Genomic DNA, 15,685 nt, shown 5'->3' on the forward strand with positions numbered 1-15,685 from the left:
GGTTTAGTGTCGCGCCAGTGTCGCGGAAAATCAAGAGCGGCAAAAAATCGCGGATTGAATCATTGTAACACATTGTATTGTATGGTGCCCCGAGCGCGAATCGAACGCGCGACCTACCGCTTAGGAGGCGGTTGCTCTATCCACTGAGCTACCGAGGCATGGAGCCAGTCTAGCAAAAGCCGGGCCTTGGGGGCGAGTCCCACCCGTCTTTTTTTAGGTCAAGGCCAGGAAATAAGCCGCATAGCACAGACCATTGACCAGGAAATGGTAGGGGCGCAGGGTCACCCCACGCATAAGCAGCAAGAAGGTATAGCCGCCCGCCAGCAAAGTCAGTCCAGCCCCCAGCAGCACAGCAAAAGAAGGAGTCCAAGGCGTCAATAATACACCAATGGCGGGCAGGAGGCTGCCCTGAAACATCAGCGCGCCGGTAATATTGCCAAAGGCGAGGGTGTCCTTGCCGCGTCGTATCCAGAGAATGCTGTTGATTTTTTCCGGCAGTTCAGTGGCAATGGGGACCACCAGCAGAGACAGGATCAATGCCGAAATGCCCAGCCAGCTGGAAAGCCCCTCAATGCCATCCACAAACAGGTTGGCACCAAAAACAATCATGCCCAAGCCTATAGCCAACTGCAGCAAAATGACCGGCATCCGTACGGGTAATCCGGTTTTGCTGAGATACAAGGCATGTCCGGCCTCGGTGCCATGACCTTCGGCGACCAAAGCTGCGGACGCGCGCAGGGTGCTCAACACATACAAAAAATAGAGGACAACCAAAATCAGGGCGATACTGACCCGGGCCAGGGTAATCTGGTGAGGCACAAAAAGGGCGATGCAAGAAATTCCGAAGGCGGCCAAAAACCAGCCCAGATCACGCCGCAAACCGCTGGGTTCCGGTTGCAGGGCGCCGCGCCAGCCTCTTTGCGGGGAGACAAATACCGCCATCAAAAACAAGGTCAGGGTGGATAACATCATGGGTGCCCCGAGAATGGCACCGACACCCACTTCTTCGCCGAGATGGGTGGGCTTGCCGGACGCGGCAGCAAATACAGCGACGATGGGGACCATGGCTTCGGGAAGGGCGGTGCCGACGGCAGCAAATATCGAGCCGGTTACCCCTTCGGAGATGCCCAAGCGATCACCCAGATGTTCCAGGGCGTTGGTAAACGCTTCGGCACCAGCAAGGATGATGATGAGGGCCGCTATCAGCAAGAGAATATTCATGAAGGGATTATGCCACAGCCGGAACGAACCACAACGGCGGCCGGATGATGATATACTGCCCCCATCATGGGGAATGGCTGAGACAGGAGCAAGGTATGCAAAAGGTGTGCAGTTTCTTCGACCGGGATATTTACCATGTGGAGGGTGGAGAAACCCCGCCTGCCGTGTATTTTATCGCGGACAAGGACGCCGGAGGGATTCTGGTCAATGCCCCGGCATATAGTGAAACCTTGCAGGCGGAACTGGCGGCCTTGGCCCCCCTGCAAGTATTGTTTTTGCCCAGCCATTTCGGTGCACAGGATCTGTCCCTCTGGCAGCAGGCCGGTTGCAAGCTGGTCGCCCAGCCGGCGGAAAGTCATTATCTGCAAAGCCCCATCGATATTCCGTTGGACAGCAAGCTGCGTCTGACCCGGACCATTGATTTTCTGCCGATGTCCGGCCGTACTCCCGGGAGTTGTGCCTTGCGTCTGAAAAACAAGCCGGGGGCCATTTTTTTCGGGCCTATTCTCGAATGTCCAGACCCGGATCAGTGGCCTACCCTGATTGCCCATGGGGACGATCATTCCTGGGAAACCCGTATTTTTGGCAGTCTTGGTCTACAGGATCTGCGTTTTGAATATGCCTTTACCGATACCTTTGTTGCGGACCGGACGCCCATCGGTCCCGGGGCAGATCAGGCCATTCAGTCGGCCTTGAACACCGTGCTGGAAGCCGACTGATTTCACGAGCACTGCATGAATGGCCAATAAAACACTGCAAGTTTGCGATAATTGGCGTATAGTTCGGACCCTGAATTCTTTGTCCAGGTGTGTCCATGTCTCAAGAGTCTGATCTCCGTTTTATTGATTTTGCGCTCGCCGAACCCCTGCAGAAAGCAGTGGCGGAGATCGGCTACGAACAGCCTTCCCCGATCCAGGCACAGAGCATCCCCCCCCTGCTGGAAGGGCGGGATGTCATTGGCCTGGCTCAGACGGGTACGGGCAAGACGGCCGCTTTTGCCTTGCCTTTGCTCAGTCGGGTGGACCTGAGCCTGCGTGTGCCGCAATTGTTGGTGCTGGCCCCCACCCGTGAATTGGCCATTCAGGTGGCCGAGGCCATGCAAGGTTTCGCCAAGTTCCTGCCGGGGTTCCATGTGCTGCCCATTTATGGCGGGCAATCCATGGGCTTGCAGCTGAGGCAATTACAGCGGGGCGTGCATGTGGTGGTAGGGACGCCCGGGCGCATTCAGGATCATCTGCGCCGCAAGACTCTGCATCTGGACCAGTTGCAGGCGGTGGTGCTGGATGAAGCCGATGAGATGTTGCGCATGGGTTTTATTGATGCCGTGGAAGACATTCTGCAACACACCCCCGATGGCCGTCAGGTCGCGCTGTTTTCGGCGACCATGCCCGAGGCCATTCGGCGCATTGCCAAGACTTATCTCAAGGATCCTCTGGAAATCCGCATCAAGTCTGCCACCACGACGGTAGCGACCATTCGCCAGCGTTACTGGCAAGTCAGCGGCACCCACAAGCTCGATGCCCTGACCCGGATTCTGGAGGTCGAAGACAGTAATGCCTGGATTGTGTTTGTGCGCACCAAAACCGCCACGGTGGAACTGGCCGAACGTCTGGAGGCTCGGGGTTATGCCTGCGGTGCGCTGAACGGCGATTTGAGCCAAGCCTTGCGCGAACAAACCATCGAACGATTGAAATCCGGGGCACTGGATATTGTCATCGCCACCGATGTCGCCGCGCGAGGGCTGGATGTGGAGCGCATCACCCACGTCATCAATTATGATATTCCCAACGATACCGAAGCCTATGTGCATCGCATCGGACGTACCGGGCGGGCAGGACGAGCTGGAGATGCCATTTTGTTTGTCGCCCCCCGTGAACGACATTTGCTACGCGCCATCGAAAGAGCCACCGGTCAGACCATCACCGCCATGCAACTGCCCAGCATGGCCGATGTGGCTGATCGCCGCATGGCCCAGTTCAAGGAACAGCTCTCCGAAGTCATCAATGCCCAGGATCTGTCGGTTTTTGAATCACTCATTGCGGATTTCCAGCAGGAGCATGACGTGGGGCTCAGTGAAATTGCGGCGGCTCTGGCCTATATGGTCCAAAAGGAACGGCCGCTGATACCCGTTGAAGAGCCGACCCGCCCCATGCGCACGGAATCCAGCGGTGCCGGGCGGCCTGCATTCGGGCGTCGGCACGGAGAGAATGAAAGGCCCGTTCGCAGTGATCGCGGCGCCAATCGTACTTCACGCAAGCCCCTGGGAGATGATCTGCCCATGCGGCGCTTTCGTCTGGACGTCGGTGAAGACCACGGCGCCCAGGTCAAGAATATCGTCGGCGCCATTGCCAATGAGGCGGGCATTCCCAGCCGCAATATCCGCAAGGTCGAAATCCATGGGGATTACAGCACCCTGGAGTTACCGGCGGATACGCCGGCGGCGGCCTTGCAGCATTTGCAAAAAGTCTGGGTTGCCGGTCGCCCTTTGCAAATTGCCCCGCAAGAAGCGGGCAGGGAAAAGTCAGCAGCGCCCAAACGTTCCACGGCAGCGCGCGTGCGTGCCGGTGAAGAGGCTAAAGCTCCGCGGAAAATATTGTCAGTGACGGCGAAGCCTGCAAAAAGTGAGGCTAAAATCCGCAGTAGTGCTGCCAGCAAGCGCAAGAGGCCCAGCAGGGAGCGTTAAATATTATCCAGCATAGCTGGGACGAGGATAAGCGAGGCCAGATAACCGGGAGGACGGTACGCCTCCGGTAGAGGTTGGACTTTGATTATAAGGAAGCTTAAGGGGGGAGCGGGTGGCTGTTTCCCACCCGCTGAAACAATCAGGCCCGACGAACCTTCTCGGCTTGCAGACCTTTAGGACCACGAGTCACTTCAAAGCTGACCCGTTCACCTTCGGCCAGGGTCTTGAAACCCGTACCTTCAATGGCGGAGTGGTGTACGAACACGTCTTCCTTGCCATCTTCCGGCGTAATGAAACCAAATCCCTTGCTGTCATTGAACCACTTCACTGTACCAACCGCCATTTCACACCCCAAAATAATCAAAAATAGCCCAACTGGCTGTTTTCAAGCATAGCATATACCAAGACCCGCGCAAGTTCGTTTGCTGATCGGTTCCTTTTTTGGGTATGTCTATTCCTTCGAATTGGTTATAACTGCGCATGGAGTTCACAATATACCCCAGATCCTGATCTCGGATGTTCTCCTTAACGTAGGAATTGCGGATCGACATCCACAGACCAGCGCACCTTTCGCCCTTCCGGCAGTTGTTGACAGCAGGGTAACCAGATTCTGAGGGCTTTCTGCATTTCCTGACGGGTGGGCGCTTCTATCCACAGTTCCGCGCGTTCAAATCCTGCTCTTCTTTCCAGCAGGGCAGGTTGAGGACCGCTGATGTGTAATGAGGGTGGCGCGCAGTTGCGGGCAGCCTTGAGGAAGCGCTGAATGGGTGCCCGTTGGTGGGCTTCCGCACTCAGCAGCGTCAGGGCGGTGCAAGGGGGGAGCCCTGCCTGGATGCGTTCTTGCAAGAGTAATTGTGCGGCTTCCTGATAGTCTCCTGCGGCCAGTTTCTGGATCAGGGGATGCTGGGGCAGATGGGTTTGTAACAACACCTGTCCGGGTCGTTCTTCGCGTCCTGCCCGCCCTGCAACTTGCAGAACCGTCTGCAGCAGGCGCTCCGGGGCACGGAAATCGGCGCTGAACAGGCCTTGGTCTGAATTGATGATGCCCACCAGGGTGACCGCCGGGAAATGATGGCCCTTGGCGAGCATTTGTGTACCCACCAGAATGGCCGGCTGGTTTTGATGGATTTGTTCCAGGATGCTCGCAAACCCCTCTCGCCCGGGGAGAGCATCCCGGTCGATACGCCAGACCAGTGTATCGGTAAAGCGCTGTCGCAGGACCTCCTCCAGTTGCTCCGTACCTTGCCCGGCGGTAATCAGGGCTGCGCTGTGACATTCCGGACAGTCTGCGGGCCAGCATGCCTCGTGCCCGCAATGGTGGCAGCGCAGACGCTCCTGCTGACGGTGCCAGGTGAGGGCAGCGCTGCAACGCGGACATTGCAAAACGTGGCCACAGTCATGGCAAAGTACCGCTGGTGCATAACCCCGGCGATTCAAAAAGAGCAGGACCTGGTTGCCTGCCGCAAGCGTATCCCTGCAGGCGCTCAGCAGGGTGCTGGATAATCCTCCCTGCAGATATTGGCGGCGCAGAGGGACTATCGTGATCTCCGGCAGGGGGGCATTGGTGGCGCGCTGCCGTAACTGGAGAAGCTGATAGCGTCCCTGCTGGACATTGTAGAGGCTTTCCAGGGAGGGAGTGGCGGAGCCGAGGATGACGGGGATATTTTCCAGGCGGGCGCGCTGAATGGCCATATCCCGGGCGGAATAATGCCAGCCCTGGTGTTGCTTGAAAGACGGATCGTGCTCTTCGTCGATGATGATGCAGGCCAGTCGCGGCAGGGGCACAAAAAGGGTAGAGCGCGTGCCGATGAGGAGTTGCACTTGCCCCATGGCGGCCCGTGTCCAGATGCGTAAGCGTTCCGTGTCGCTCTGGGCGGAATGCAGTGCTGCGACGGCTTCGCCGCCAAAGCGGGCCTGAGCGCGGGCAAGAAGCTGGGGAGTAAGACCAATTTCCGGGACGAGGATGAGCACCTGCCACCCAGCTTCCAGGAGGGGGCGAATGGTTTCGAAGTACACTTCGGTTTTGCCACTTCCCGTGATCCCATCCAGCAGCCAGCAGCTAAAACCGTGGGCATGGCGTAACTGCTGAATGGCATGGCACTGCTCGGCATTCAGGGCATAGGGCAGAGGCTGCGCAGAAATCTGGGGGGTGGGTAATGTCCGTGCCTCCACCCAGCCTTTTTTGAGGGCCTGCTGGAGGAGGGGCCGCAAGGGGGCCGGGATTTCGGTGACGGGTGTGGGGGCGCTGAGCAGTGTGATCAGAGCCGTTTGCCGTTTGCCGGGTCGGGATGGCAACTCTTCAGGGCGGGCCAGTCGGTAGGCGCGTGGAACGACCTCGGGCAAAGGCCGTCCCTTCCGAAGATGTGCCGGCAAGGCTGCAGACCAGACATTTCCCAGCGGGTGATGATAATAGTGGGCCCCAAAGTGCAGCAGTCGTTGCAGGGCTTGCGGCAGCAGGGGCTGGGTATCGATGACCGCCTCGATCGGTTTTAAGGTGATATCCGGCGGGCAGTCGCCATAGCCCAGCAGTATGCCCATGCGGCTGTTTTTGCCAAAAGGAACACGCAGCCGGATACCGGGGGGTAGTGGACCCGAGTTTTCCGGCAAGGCGTATGAAAAAATCTGGGGCAGGGGACCCAGAATGGCCACTTGCAGGCAAGCTGTCTCAATAGGCATTCAAGTTGCCCACAAGTTCTGTGGATAAGTCTGTGTATGGAGCTTTGGAAAACACGCATATGTCCAGTGCTTCAAGAGCTTAGGGAGCTTGCTCAAAAAAGTGGCAAGAATAAAACCTTTTAAAAACAACTTGATGATATTTCCCAACAACAACTTAAGCATGGTTGATGAAGTTTCAGTAGTTTATTCGTAAGCTGTGTATAAGTTTTCTAAAATGCTCGGTCTCTTCCCTTCATCCCCATATTCCCGGTGCTGAATTGGACCCGAGAGGCGCCAGTCCGGTCACAATCCCCCAGAACAGGATGAGTCCAATCCAGTTATTGTGCAGGAAGGCGCGAAAGGCCTGATCGCGATCTCCTCCCAGCAAGCCTTGTTCATAGACGGCGAGCAGCAGGCCCCCCAGCAAGGCTACCCAGTAGGGCCAGCGCATCTGGCTTTCCAGGCCAATGCCCCAAAAAATGCATAGCATGACCAGTTGCAGTCCCGCAATGACATAGCGATCCCAGCGTCCGAAAAGGATAGCCGTGGATTTGATGCCGGCCTTCAGGTCATCCGGACGGTCAGCCATGGCATAGGCCGTATCGTAGGCGACAACCCAGCAGGCGTTGGCTAGCATCAACCACCAGGCGAGCGCCGGGACGCTGCCTCGGGTGGCCGCAAAAGCCATGGGAATCCCGAAGGAAAAGGCAATGCCCAGATAGGCCTGGGGAAGATGGGTGAAGCGCTTGAACAGGGGGTAGGTAATAGTGATGAAAACCGCGCCACCTGCCAATGCCAGGCTGAGCAGATTCAAAAAAGGCAGCAACGCCGCCGCCAGCAGACAGAGTAAAACAAAGAGACGCAGGGCTTCAGCGGGACGAATCAGCCCCGCTGCCAGCGGTCTTTGCCGGGTGCGCGCCACCTGCTTGTCAAAATCCCGATCGAAATAATCGTTGATGACACAGCCTGCCGAACGCATCAACCAGGTACCCAAGGTAAAAATCACAAACAACCGCAAGGATGGGGTGCCCTTGGCGGCCAGCCAGAGTGCCCAGTAGGTCGGCCAGAGCAGCAGGAGGGTACCGATGGGTCGATCTACCCGCATCAAGGCCAGATAGGCCGACCAGCGCTGCTGCAGGGATGGCTGTTCCGTCATCAGCGCCGACCTCGGCCCGCCCAGCGCGGCAGGTCCGGCAGAAAATGTTCTTCGACCAGTACCTTGCTTTGTCCCCGGCGTAAAATGGAGCGCCGCTGCCAGACACGTTGTCCGAAACGCGGCGCCGCATTCATGGTAATGGGCGATCGCCGCAAGCGCCGATGCCGAAACAGGGTGTTGCCGATGGGGCGGGACCCATGCCGGGCCAGGGGCAGCAGACCATGGCGCAGGCCGCTCAGGGGGATGCTGGTCATGGCCCAGATGGCCGGCCGCTGGGGATCCCCGGCGTGGAGCAGAACTTCCCGCCAGAAAATCCGCTCACCCCGGTGTAAGCTCAGGATCTGTCGTTCAGAGTAGCTTGGCCTCCGGCGTCCGCTGCCCAGGACCTGGGCACGTACCCGATGAGCGCCGCCGTAAGCGCGTTGGAGGGCGGCAGTCAGGGACGCCGGAAGGATCAACCAGGGCCACAAGTGGCGGGGCGCGTGCTGCAAGGACGGAGTTTTGTAAGTCATGACTAAAAACACATCAGACCCATCCCTAACCGTGAAAAACGAATTGATCAACGCGGGCGGGCGGCAGATTGCGCAAGACCATGGCGGGGCGTCCTCGCCGAAATGCGACAGGCAAGCCCTGGCAGGAACTGCGGAAGTGATAGGTGAACTGGATGAATACCGTACCTTGCTGGCTGATCCCAGGAAGCTGCTGAAAAATCCGGGCCACAATATCCCGGGGAATGGTGCGTAGGGGCAGGCTGGAAACAATGGCCCGCACCTTGCCTCGGCTAGCCAGCATCTCCTGGAGCTGGGCGGCATCGCCTTCAATGATTTCCAGTTGCGGAAACTGCTGGCGCAGATGCCGGACCATGGTCGGCGCCTGTTCCACCAGCACCAGATCCCTGGCATCCACACCACGGGCGAGCAGAGCTTTGGTGACGGGGCCCATGCCAGGTCCCAGTTCGATCACCAGACCGGGTCCATTGGGGACCATGGCCGCCATGCGTCTGGCGAGAAAAGGCGAACTGGGAAGTACGGCACCAATGGTCTGGGGATCGCGCAAAAACTCGCGGGTAAAATGCCAAGCCTGGGATACTGGCCCGGAAGATCTGGACATGGAGCTTCTCCACCGGATAAAGTGCCATGCACGGATTTGCGCATAGCCTATTTTGAATGGTCCATACTTTAGCATGGGCCGCAGGCGGAGCGAAACAAGCCCTTGTCAATCGGAAGGGCTGGCCCTATCATCAGGATTGAACCGTCTTTTTTCGGAAATGCTTTGCAAAATCTGTTTATTAAAACCTACGGTTGTCAGATGAATGAATATGACTCCGAGCGCATGGCCGATCTGCTGGCGCAAAGTCATGGGCTGACACTGGTAGATGATCCTCAGCAAGCCGATGTGCTGCTACTCAACACCTGTTCCATTCGCGAAAAAGCCGAAGACAAGGTATTTACCCAGTTGGGATTCTGGCGTCCCTTCAAGGAAAAGCGTCCCGAAGTCATTATTGGTGTGGGCGGTTGTGTGGCCAGTCAGGAGGGGGCAAGGCTGCGCCGTCGTGCTCCTTATGTGGATCTGGTATTCGGCCCTCAGACCTTGCATCGCCTGCCGGATTTGCTGGATGCCTGTCTGGCGGAACGCCACCCCCAGGTGGATGTGGACTTCCCGGTTCTGGAAAAATTTGATCGCTTGCCGCAGCGCCCTGGGCGTGACGGCGCCACGGCTTTTCTGACCATTCAGGAAGGTTGCGACAAGTTCTGTACTTTCTGCGTGGTTCCTCATACTCGAGGTCGGGAATACAGTCGTTCCATGCCGGATATTCTCCGCGAAGCTCGCAGTCTGGTGGATCAGGGGGTGCGGGAAATCACTCTGCTGGGCCAAAATGTCAACGCCTACCGGGGATCAACGGGACTCATTGGTGAAGGGGGGCTTGCCGAACTGCTGGAGCGTCTTGCCCGCATTCCCGGTTTGTTACGCTTGCGCTATACCACCTCTCACCCCAGCAATCTGGATGATGACCTGATTGCCGCCCACGGCTCCATCGATATTTTGGCACCCCATCTCCATCTTCCGGTCCAAAGTGGTTCGGACCGCATTTTGCGCCGGATGCATCGCAAGCATAATGTCGAACAGTATCTGGAAAAAATCGCCCGGTTGCGGGCAGCGCGGCCGGGCATACACATTTCCTCGGATTTCATTGTCGGATTTCCGGGAGAGACCGAGGCGGATTTTGCGGCCACCATGGATCTGATCGAAACCGTGGGTTTTGACCAGTCCTTTTCCTTCAAATACAGCCAGCGCCCCAATACTCCCGCCCTGAAACTCAAGGATGATGTGCCCGAAGCCGAAAAAGACGCCCGCCTTGCCATTTTGCAGGGCCGTATCAACGGACTGGCCCAGGGTTATGCCCAGGCCCTGGTGGGGACGCGTCAGGCCGTACTGATTACCGGTCCTTCCCGGCGGGATCCCCATGAAGTGACGGGCAAGACGGCCTGCAATCGCTCGGTCAACTTGCCCGGCAGTAGCGACTGGGCGGGGCAGATGCTGGACATAGAAATCACGGCGGCTTTGCCCAACAGTCTGCGTGGTCGCCTGGCGCAGTCCGATCCTGCGGCACATCGTCTTGCCGTATAATCCCATGGAGCCTCCCAGTAAGACTGCTGCCGTCACCCATGGCGATTTTATTGCCGAGCAGGCCAGCGCCACGGAACTGTCGGAACTTGCCGGAGAACTGGACAGTCATCTCAAACAACTGGAATCCCGGCTGGGCGTTGTGGTGCTCCCCCGTGGGGAGCGTTTTCACATTACCGGACCGCAAGCTTCCGTGGAGGCCGCCAAAACGGTACTGACCCAGCTCTATGATCAGGTGCGTCAAGGACGCAAGCTCTCCAGTCACTGGGTACACCAATGTATCCAGCGGGTTCAGGTAGAAGCCGAAAGAGATGCCTCCGAAGCTTCTGAAACAGCAGGTATTCAAACCCTCAAGGGCACCATCCGGGGCCGGGGTGCCCGCCAGCGCCGCTATCTGGATTCCATCCGCCAGAATGATCTGACCTTTGGCATTGGTCCGGCGGGTACGGGAAAAACCTACCTGGCGGTGGCGGCGGCGGTGGAGCAGATCGAGCGTAATCAGGTGCGCCGCCTGGTGCTGGTGCGTCCGGCGGTGGAAGCCGGAGAACGCCTGGGATTCCTGCCCGGGTCCCTCAGTGAAAAAGTCGATCCCTATTTACGCCCCCTCTATGACGCCCTCCATGAGATGATTGGCTATGAAAAAGTGGCCAAACTCATCGAGCGACAGATTATTGAAGTGGCGCCCCTGGCCTATATGCGTGGGCGCACCCTCAACGATGCTTTTATCATTCTGGATGAAGCCCAGAACACCACTCCCGAACAGATGAAAATGTTCCTGACCCGCATGGGTTTCGGGGCGAAAGTCGTGGTTACGGGTGACGTGACCCAGATTGACTTGCCCCGTGGTCAGCTTTCCGGGCTGGTCCAGGTGCTGGATGTGCTGGATGCCATGCCGGGAGTGGACATGGTCTTTTTCGAAAGTGCCGATGTGCTGCGCCATCCGCTGGTGTCACGTATCATCCAGGCCTATGACCGCTTTGGGGAAAAGGTATGAGTGGCCTCTATCTACGCATCGCGGTGGACGAGGCTTTTGACAAGACCACCATCCCTTCCCGTCGGCTGGCCCGTGATGCCATTCTCCGGGCGCTGACGGTGTCGTCGCCGCGACTGACAGAGCCTCAGCGCATGGCGGAAATCTCCCTTGCCCTGGTGAGTAACGAAGAAATCACCGCCTTGAATGACCAATATCGGCAACGCCAGCAGCCGACCAACTGTCTCTCTTTTCCCCAGGATCCCCTGCCCCCCGTATTCCGCCGTGATCTGTTGGGCGATATCGTCATTGCTCCCGCTGTCGTCGCCGAGGAGGCAGCAGCCCAGGGGAAGTCCCTGATGAATCATTATCGCCATTTGCTGATTCACAGTACCCTGCATCTCCTGGGCTATGACCATATGGAAGAGCAGGAAGCGCTGGTCATGGAACAACTGGAAACCCGATTACTGGCTGAAATGGGTGTGGCCGACCCTTACCTGAACCCCATACATGAGTGAAGATCGAAGTACCCAGGAGCGCCCGCGCAGTTGGTGGGCGCGTTTTACCCAGTCCCTGCGCGGTAACGTCGAAGATCAGGACAGTCTGCTGGATCTCGTCCGGGAGGCGGGCGAAAGGCAGGTGATTGATGCCGAAGCGGCGCGCATGGTGGATGGTATTTTCCGGATGGGCGAATTGACGGTGCGCGATGTGATGATTCCCCGCGCCCAGATGGAAGTCATCGAAATGGATATGGCCTTGCCGGAAATCATCGCCCGGGTTTCGGATGTCGGACATTCGCGTTTCCCGGTGGTGGGCGAGGACCGGGACGACGTGCGTGGCATCCTCCTGGCCAAGGATTTGCTGCAAGCCTGTCGCACCGATACCCCCACACCGCGTCTGGCAGAGCTATTGCGGCCGACGACTTTCATTCCCGAAAGCAAGCACCTGGATCATTTGCTCTACGAATTCCGTACCGGACGCCATCACATGGCCGTAGTGGTGGATGAGTATGGCGGGGTAGCCGGCCTGATTACCATTGAGGACGTGCTGGAAATCATTGTCGGTGAAATCGAGGACGAATATGACATTGATGAAGATGTCATGATAGCCTCACGGGAAGATGGTGACTTTCTGGTGAATGCCCTGATTGCCCTGGAAGATTTTAATGCGCATTTTGGCGCGCACCTTGCGGATGGCCATGCGGATACCCTGGGCGGTTGGGTGGCCGCCCGGCTGGGTCATGTACCGAGGGTGGGCGAGGTGATTGAGGAGGGTGACTTGCGACTGGAAGTATTGAGAGCGGATCGGCGGCGGGTGCAAATTGTCCGGGTGTCGCCACCCCGGAGTGCCGCCTTGCCGGAACTACCTGAGCAGGAGCATACATGACACAAGCCTCAATCCGCACCCTGGCATTTCCTGTGCGGCTTCTGGCCGCATTAATTTTGGGTGGACTCTGGCCCTTGGCTTTTGCTCCCTTCAACGCCTGGTATCTGGCCATCGTCCTGCTTTTTGGTCTGTTCTGGCTGGCTGCAACAGCGGAACGTCCCCGGCGCGCTGCGGCCTTGGGTTATGCCTTCGGTTTCGGGGCTTTTGGCAGCGGGGTCAGCTGGATTTCCATCACCCTGCACAATTTTGCCCATATGGACTGGGTGCTGGCCGGTGCTGCCGTGGCCCTGCTAGCCGCTTACTGTGCCATCTATCCGGCTTTGGCCTTGTGGCTGGCGACCCGATTTTTTCGCGGAAATCTCCGCCTGCTGGTATTGCCGGTGTTCTGGGTATTTGCCGAGTGGTCCCGGGCCCGATTGTTCACGGGTTTTCCCTGGCTGGCGACGGGCTATTCCCAGACCCATGCATTCCTGGGTGGCTTCGCTTCCTGGTTGGGACAATATGGCGTGGGTCTCGCCACGGCGGGTTTTGCCGCCATTGTGCTGTGGATCTTCCGGGAATCCCGGTCGCGGCAGGTGCTGCTCGGCGGGGTGTCGGCCTTGCTGCTGCTTTCCGGCTTGGCGCTGGCGGCGGGTTCGGTGTGTTTCACCCATCCGGTCGGGCAAAAGCTGCGGGTCAGCTTGCTACAAGGCAATATTCCCATTACGGAAAAATGGAACGATGCTGCCATTGGCCATATTTTGCATCATTATGTGCAATTGATTTTGCAGGCACCCAAGGACAGTCAACTGATTGTTTTGCCGGAAACGGCCTTCCCCATTTTTCAGACAGAAATTCCCGGCCTCATCAGCCAGTTACAGGAATGGTCCGCCCATAACCACAAGATCCTGATTATTGGCATACCCGAAGCGACTGCAGATGGTAAATACTACAACGCCGCCATGGAAATTGATGGTAACGCGCCCCTGCGCTGGTATCAGAAAGAACATCTGGTGCCTTTTGGCGAATATATTCCCTTACCGCAGCTGTTAGGGCCCTTGGTGCACCATTTTCTGCCGGGCCTGGGGAGTTTTTCCTTTGGGCATGGCCCCTATGTCCTGCCGGTGGACGGACAAAAAGCGGGGATGACCATTTGTTATGAGGAGTCTTTTTCCCGGGACGTTCGCAAGGGGGTCAGGGAGGGGGCGACCTTCCTGCTCAATATCAGTGATTACGCCTGGTATGGACATAGTATCGCCGCCGCCCAGAGCATGCAGATGGCGGCCATGCAGTCGCGCCAGCAACAAAAGCCCGATGTACGGGATACCAACACCGGCATCACCACCCTCATTTCACCCAACGGCCAGATACGCACCCAGCTCCCGCAATTTGTGGTCGGGACCCTGAACGGTGCCGTACAGCCCATGGCGGGTGAAACGCCCTATGGTCGGTGGGGAAGTCTGCCCTACCTGCTGCTGAGTGGTCTATGGATGCTGTTGGCCATAGGGCTTACTCGCCGGCAATCATCATCTCGTCAATGAGGATGGAAGCACAACCCGTGTTGCCGTGGGTGAGCAGATCATTTCCCACCATCTGCATGCCCTTGAACATGGCCTGCAGACTGCCCGCGATGGTGATTTCCTCAACCGGATATTGAATCTCACCATTTTCCACCCAGAAACCGGCGGCTCCCCGTGAATAGTCGCCGGTAACCATGTTGATACCAAAGCCAATCAGTTCGGTGACCAGCAGGCCGCGTCCCATGGCTCGGAGCATTTCCTGCAGGGACTGGCTGCCGGGTTCCAGAGTCAGGTTATGTACGCCTCCGGCATTTCCTGTGGTCGGCATGTTTAACTTGCGGCCGCTGTAACTGTCGAGAATATAGCCCTGCAACACGCCTGCCGCGATGATGTCGCGATTGTGGGTGGCTACCCCTTCTGCATCAAAGCTGGCGCTGCCCAGTCCGCGTTGGCGCAGGGGCTCCTCATAAATGCGAATATGTTCCGGAAACAGCGTCTTGCCGAGACTATCCACCAGAAAAGAACTTTTCCGATACAGGCTGCCGCCGCTGATGGCGCTGGCCAGATGCCCGAGAATGCTGGCAGCCACCTGATTCTCAAAAATCACCGGAGCCTTGGTGGTAGGGATCTTGCGGGCATTCAGGCGCCGCAGCGCCCGCTCTGCAGCGGTTTTGCCGATACTTTCCGGGCTGTCCAGGGCCGCGGCGTCGCGGGCCACATCGTACCAATAGTCTCTTTGCATGCCGCCTTGCAAGTCTTCGGCAATGACGGAGCAGGACAGGCTATGCCGGGACGATTGTCTCTGCCCGACGAAACCCAGGCTGTTGGCATATACCGAAATCCCTTCGCTGCTGCCCAGGCTGCCCCCCTCGGAGTTGTGAATGCGAGGATCGCTATCTCGGGCGGCGGCCTCGCAGCGCCGTGCCAGGTCGGCGGCGGCATCAGCGTCTATGGACCAGGGATGATAAAGATCCAGATCCGGAAACTCCCGCGCAAAAAGCGCCGGATCCGCCAGACCGGAGAAGGGATCCGCTGCGGTATGGCGGGCGATCGTCAGTGCCGCTTCGACCGTTTCAGTGATGGCCTTGCGGGAAAAGTCCGAAGTGGAAGCGCTGCCTTTGGACTGCCCCAGATAAACGGTCACGCCCATACCCTTATCCTGATGGTATTCAATGGATTCCACTTCGCCCAGGCGGACCGTGACGGACAGTCCCTTGCCGGTGCTGGCGGCCGCTTCCGCTGCGCTTGCACCCTGTTTGCGGGCAAGCGCCAGTATGTCCTCGCTGATCTGGCAGAGGGTTTCGGCATTCAGGGTGGAATGGGGGGCTTGACTCATGGGTGGTATCTCGCTGCGAATGAAAGAACCCCACTATCTTACTCCCAAGCCTTCGATTTATCATTCCCGCAAGTGTTGCGGGAAAAGCGTGATGGCACCCATGAGTATCCCGGTAATCTGTGAAAACCATGAGAAACGCCATCTAACGCTTGTA

Annotated in this window: 14 protein-coding genes and 1 tRNA gene; 7 read left to right on the forward strand and 8 right to left on the reverse strand. The window is 57.9% G+C overall.

All coding sequences use genetic code 11. The annotated features are described in order from the left end of the window. Positions 1-82: 82 nt before the first annotated feature. Positions 83-158: transfer RNA gene (locus ACJU26_RS02755), tRNA-Arg, on the reverse strand. Positions 159-213: 55 nt separating this feature from the next. Then, on the reverse strand, positions 214-1,221 hold the full coding sequence (locus tag ACJU26_RS02760; RefSeq protein WP_414041031.1) for a sodium:calcium antiporter: 1,008 nt from the start codon (positions 1,219-1,221) through the stop codon (positions 214-216). Between the two features lie 95 nt (positions 1,222-1,316). Between ACJU26_RS02760 and ACJU26_RS02765 the strand changes: the two genes are divergently transcribed. Next, complete coding sequence (locus ACJU26_RS02765; protein WP_414041032.1) at positions 1,317-1,940, forward strand: hypothetical protein; 624 nt, start codon at positions 1,317-1,319, stop codon at positions 1,938-1,940. A 95-nt stretch (positions 1,941-2,035) separates the two neighbouring features. Next, the gene (locus tag ACJU26_RS02770) at positions 2,036-3,904 is read left to right on the forward strand and encodes a DEAD/DEAH box helicase (protein WP_414041033.1); all 1,869 of its coding nucleotides are present in this window, start codon (positions 2,036-2,038) and stop codon (positions 3,902-3,904) included. Between the two features lie 139 nt (positions 3,905-4,043). On the opposite strand, the gene ACJU26_RS02775 is transcribed toward ACJU26_RS02770, so the two are convergent. The 5 genes from ACJU26_RS02775 to ACJU26_RS02795 form a co-directional block, all read right to left on the reverse strand. Continuing rightward, the gene (locus tag ACJU26_RS02775) at positions 4,044-4,247 is read right to left on the reverse strand and encodes a cold-shock protein (protein ID WP_014002322.1); all 204 of its coding nucleotides are present in this window, start codon (positions 4,245-4,247) and stop codon (positions 4,044-4,046) included. Between the two features lie 182 nt (positions 4,248-4,429). Next, positions 4,430-6,580, reverse strand: coding sequence for a primosomal protein N' (locus tag ACJU26_RS02780; protein ID WP_414041034.1), 2,151 nt, complete (start codon positions 6,578-6,580; stop codon positions 4,430-4,432). 232 nt (positions 6,581-6,812) lie between these two features. Continuing rightward, positions 6,813-7,715, reverse strand: coding sequence for a 4-hydroxybenzoate octaprenyltransferase (gene ubiA / locus ACJU26_RS02785; protein ID WP_414041035.1), 903 nt, complete (start codon positions 7,713-7,715; stop codon positions 6,813-6,815). Then, positions 7,715-8,227: a chorismate--pyruvate lyase family protein gene (locus ACJU26_RS02790; protein ID WP_414041036.1), complete on the reverse strand. Its 513-nt coding sequence runs from the start codon at positions 8,225-8,227 to the stop codon at positions 7,715-7,717. The genes ubiA and ACJU26_RS02790 overlap by 1 nt, the downstream gene beginning before the upstream one ends. A gap of 25 nt (positions 8,228-8,252) precedes the next feature. Next, a complete protein-coding gene (locus ACJU26_RS02795; RefSeq protein ID WP_414041037.1) occupies positions 8,253-8,825 on the reverse strand; it encodes a class I SAM-dependent methyltransferase in 573 nt (190 codons plus the stop codon). A gap of 162 nt (positions 8,826-8,987) precedes the next feature. Here ACJU26_RS02795 and miaB point away from each other — a divergent pair, with 162 nt between their 5' ends. The 5 genes from miaB to lnt are packed head-to-tail and all read left to right on the forward strand — an operon-like array spanning position 8,988 to position 14,216. Continuing rightward, a complete protein-coding gene (miaB, locus tag ACJU26_RS02800; RefSeq protein ID WP_414041038.1) occupies positions 8,988-10,343 on the forward strand; it encodes a tRNA (N6-isopentenyl adenosine(37)-C2)-methylthiotransferase MiaB in 1,356 nt (451 codons plus the stop codon). A 4-nt stretch (positions 10,344-10,347) separates the two neighbouring features. Beyond that, the gene (locus tag ACJU26_RS02805; RefSeq protein ID WP_414041039.1) at positions 10,348-11,334 is read left to right on the forward strand and encodes a PhoH family protein; all 987 of its coding nucleotides are present in this window, start codon (positions 10,348-10,350) and stop codon (positions 11,332-11,334) included. Then, positions 11,331-11,828: an rRNA maturation RNase YbeY gene (ybeY, locus tag ACJU26_RS02810; protein WP_414041040.1), complete on the forward strand. Its 498-nt coding sequence runs from the start codon at positions 11,331-11,333 to the stop codon at positions 11,826-11,828. The genes ACJU26_RS02805 and ybeY overlap by 4 nt, the downstream gene beginning before the upstream one ends. After that, on the forward strand, positions 11,821-12,696 hold the full coding sequence (locus ACJU26_RS02815) for an HlyC/CorC family transporter (protein ID WP_414041041.1): 876 nt from the start codon (positions 11,821-11,823) through the stop codon (positions 12,694-12,696). Before ybeY ends, ACJU26_RS02815 begins: the two co-directional genes overlap by 8 nt. After that, positions 12,693-14,216: an apolipoprotein N-acyltransferase gene (gene lnt / locus ACJU26_RS02820; protein WP_414041042.1), complete on the forward strand. Its 1,524-nt coding sequence runs from the start codon at positions 12,693-12,695 to the stop codon at positions 14,214-14,216. The genes ACJU26_RS02815 and lnt overlap by 4 nt, the downstream gene beginning before the upstream one ends. Here lnt and pmbA read toward each other — a convergent pair. Then, positions 14,185-15,531 (reverse strand): metalloprotease PmbA, encoded by a 1,347-nt coding sequence (gene pmbA, locus ACJU26_RS02825; protein ID WP_414041043.1) that lies wholly within the window; start codon positions 15,529-15,531, stop codon positions 14,185-14,187. The genes lnt and pmbA overlap by 32 nt on opposite strands. Positions 15,532-15,685 lie beyond the last annotated feature (154 nt).

The organism is Acidithiobacillus sp. M4-SHS-6, from assembly GCF_047421495.1.
GTDB lineage: Bacteria > Pseudomonadota > Gammaproteobacteria > Acidithiobacillales > Acidithiobacillaceae > Acidithiobacillus.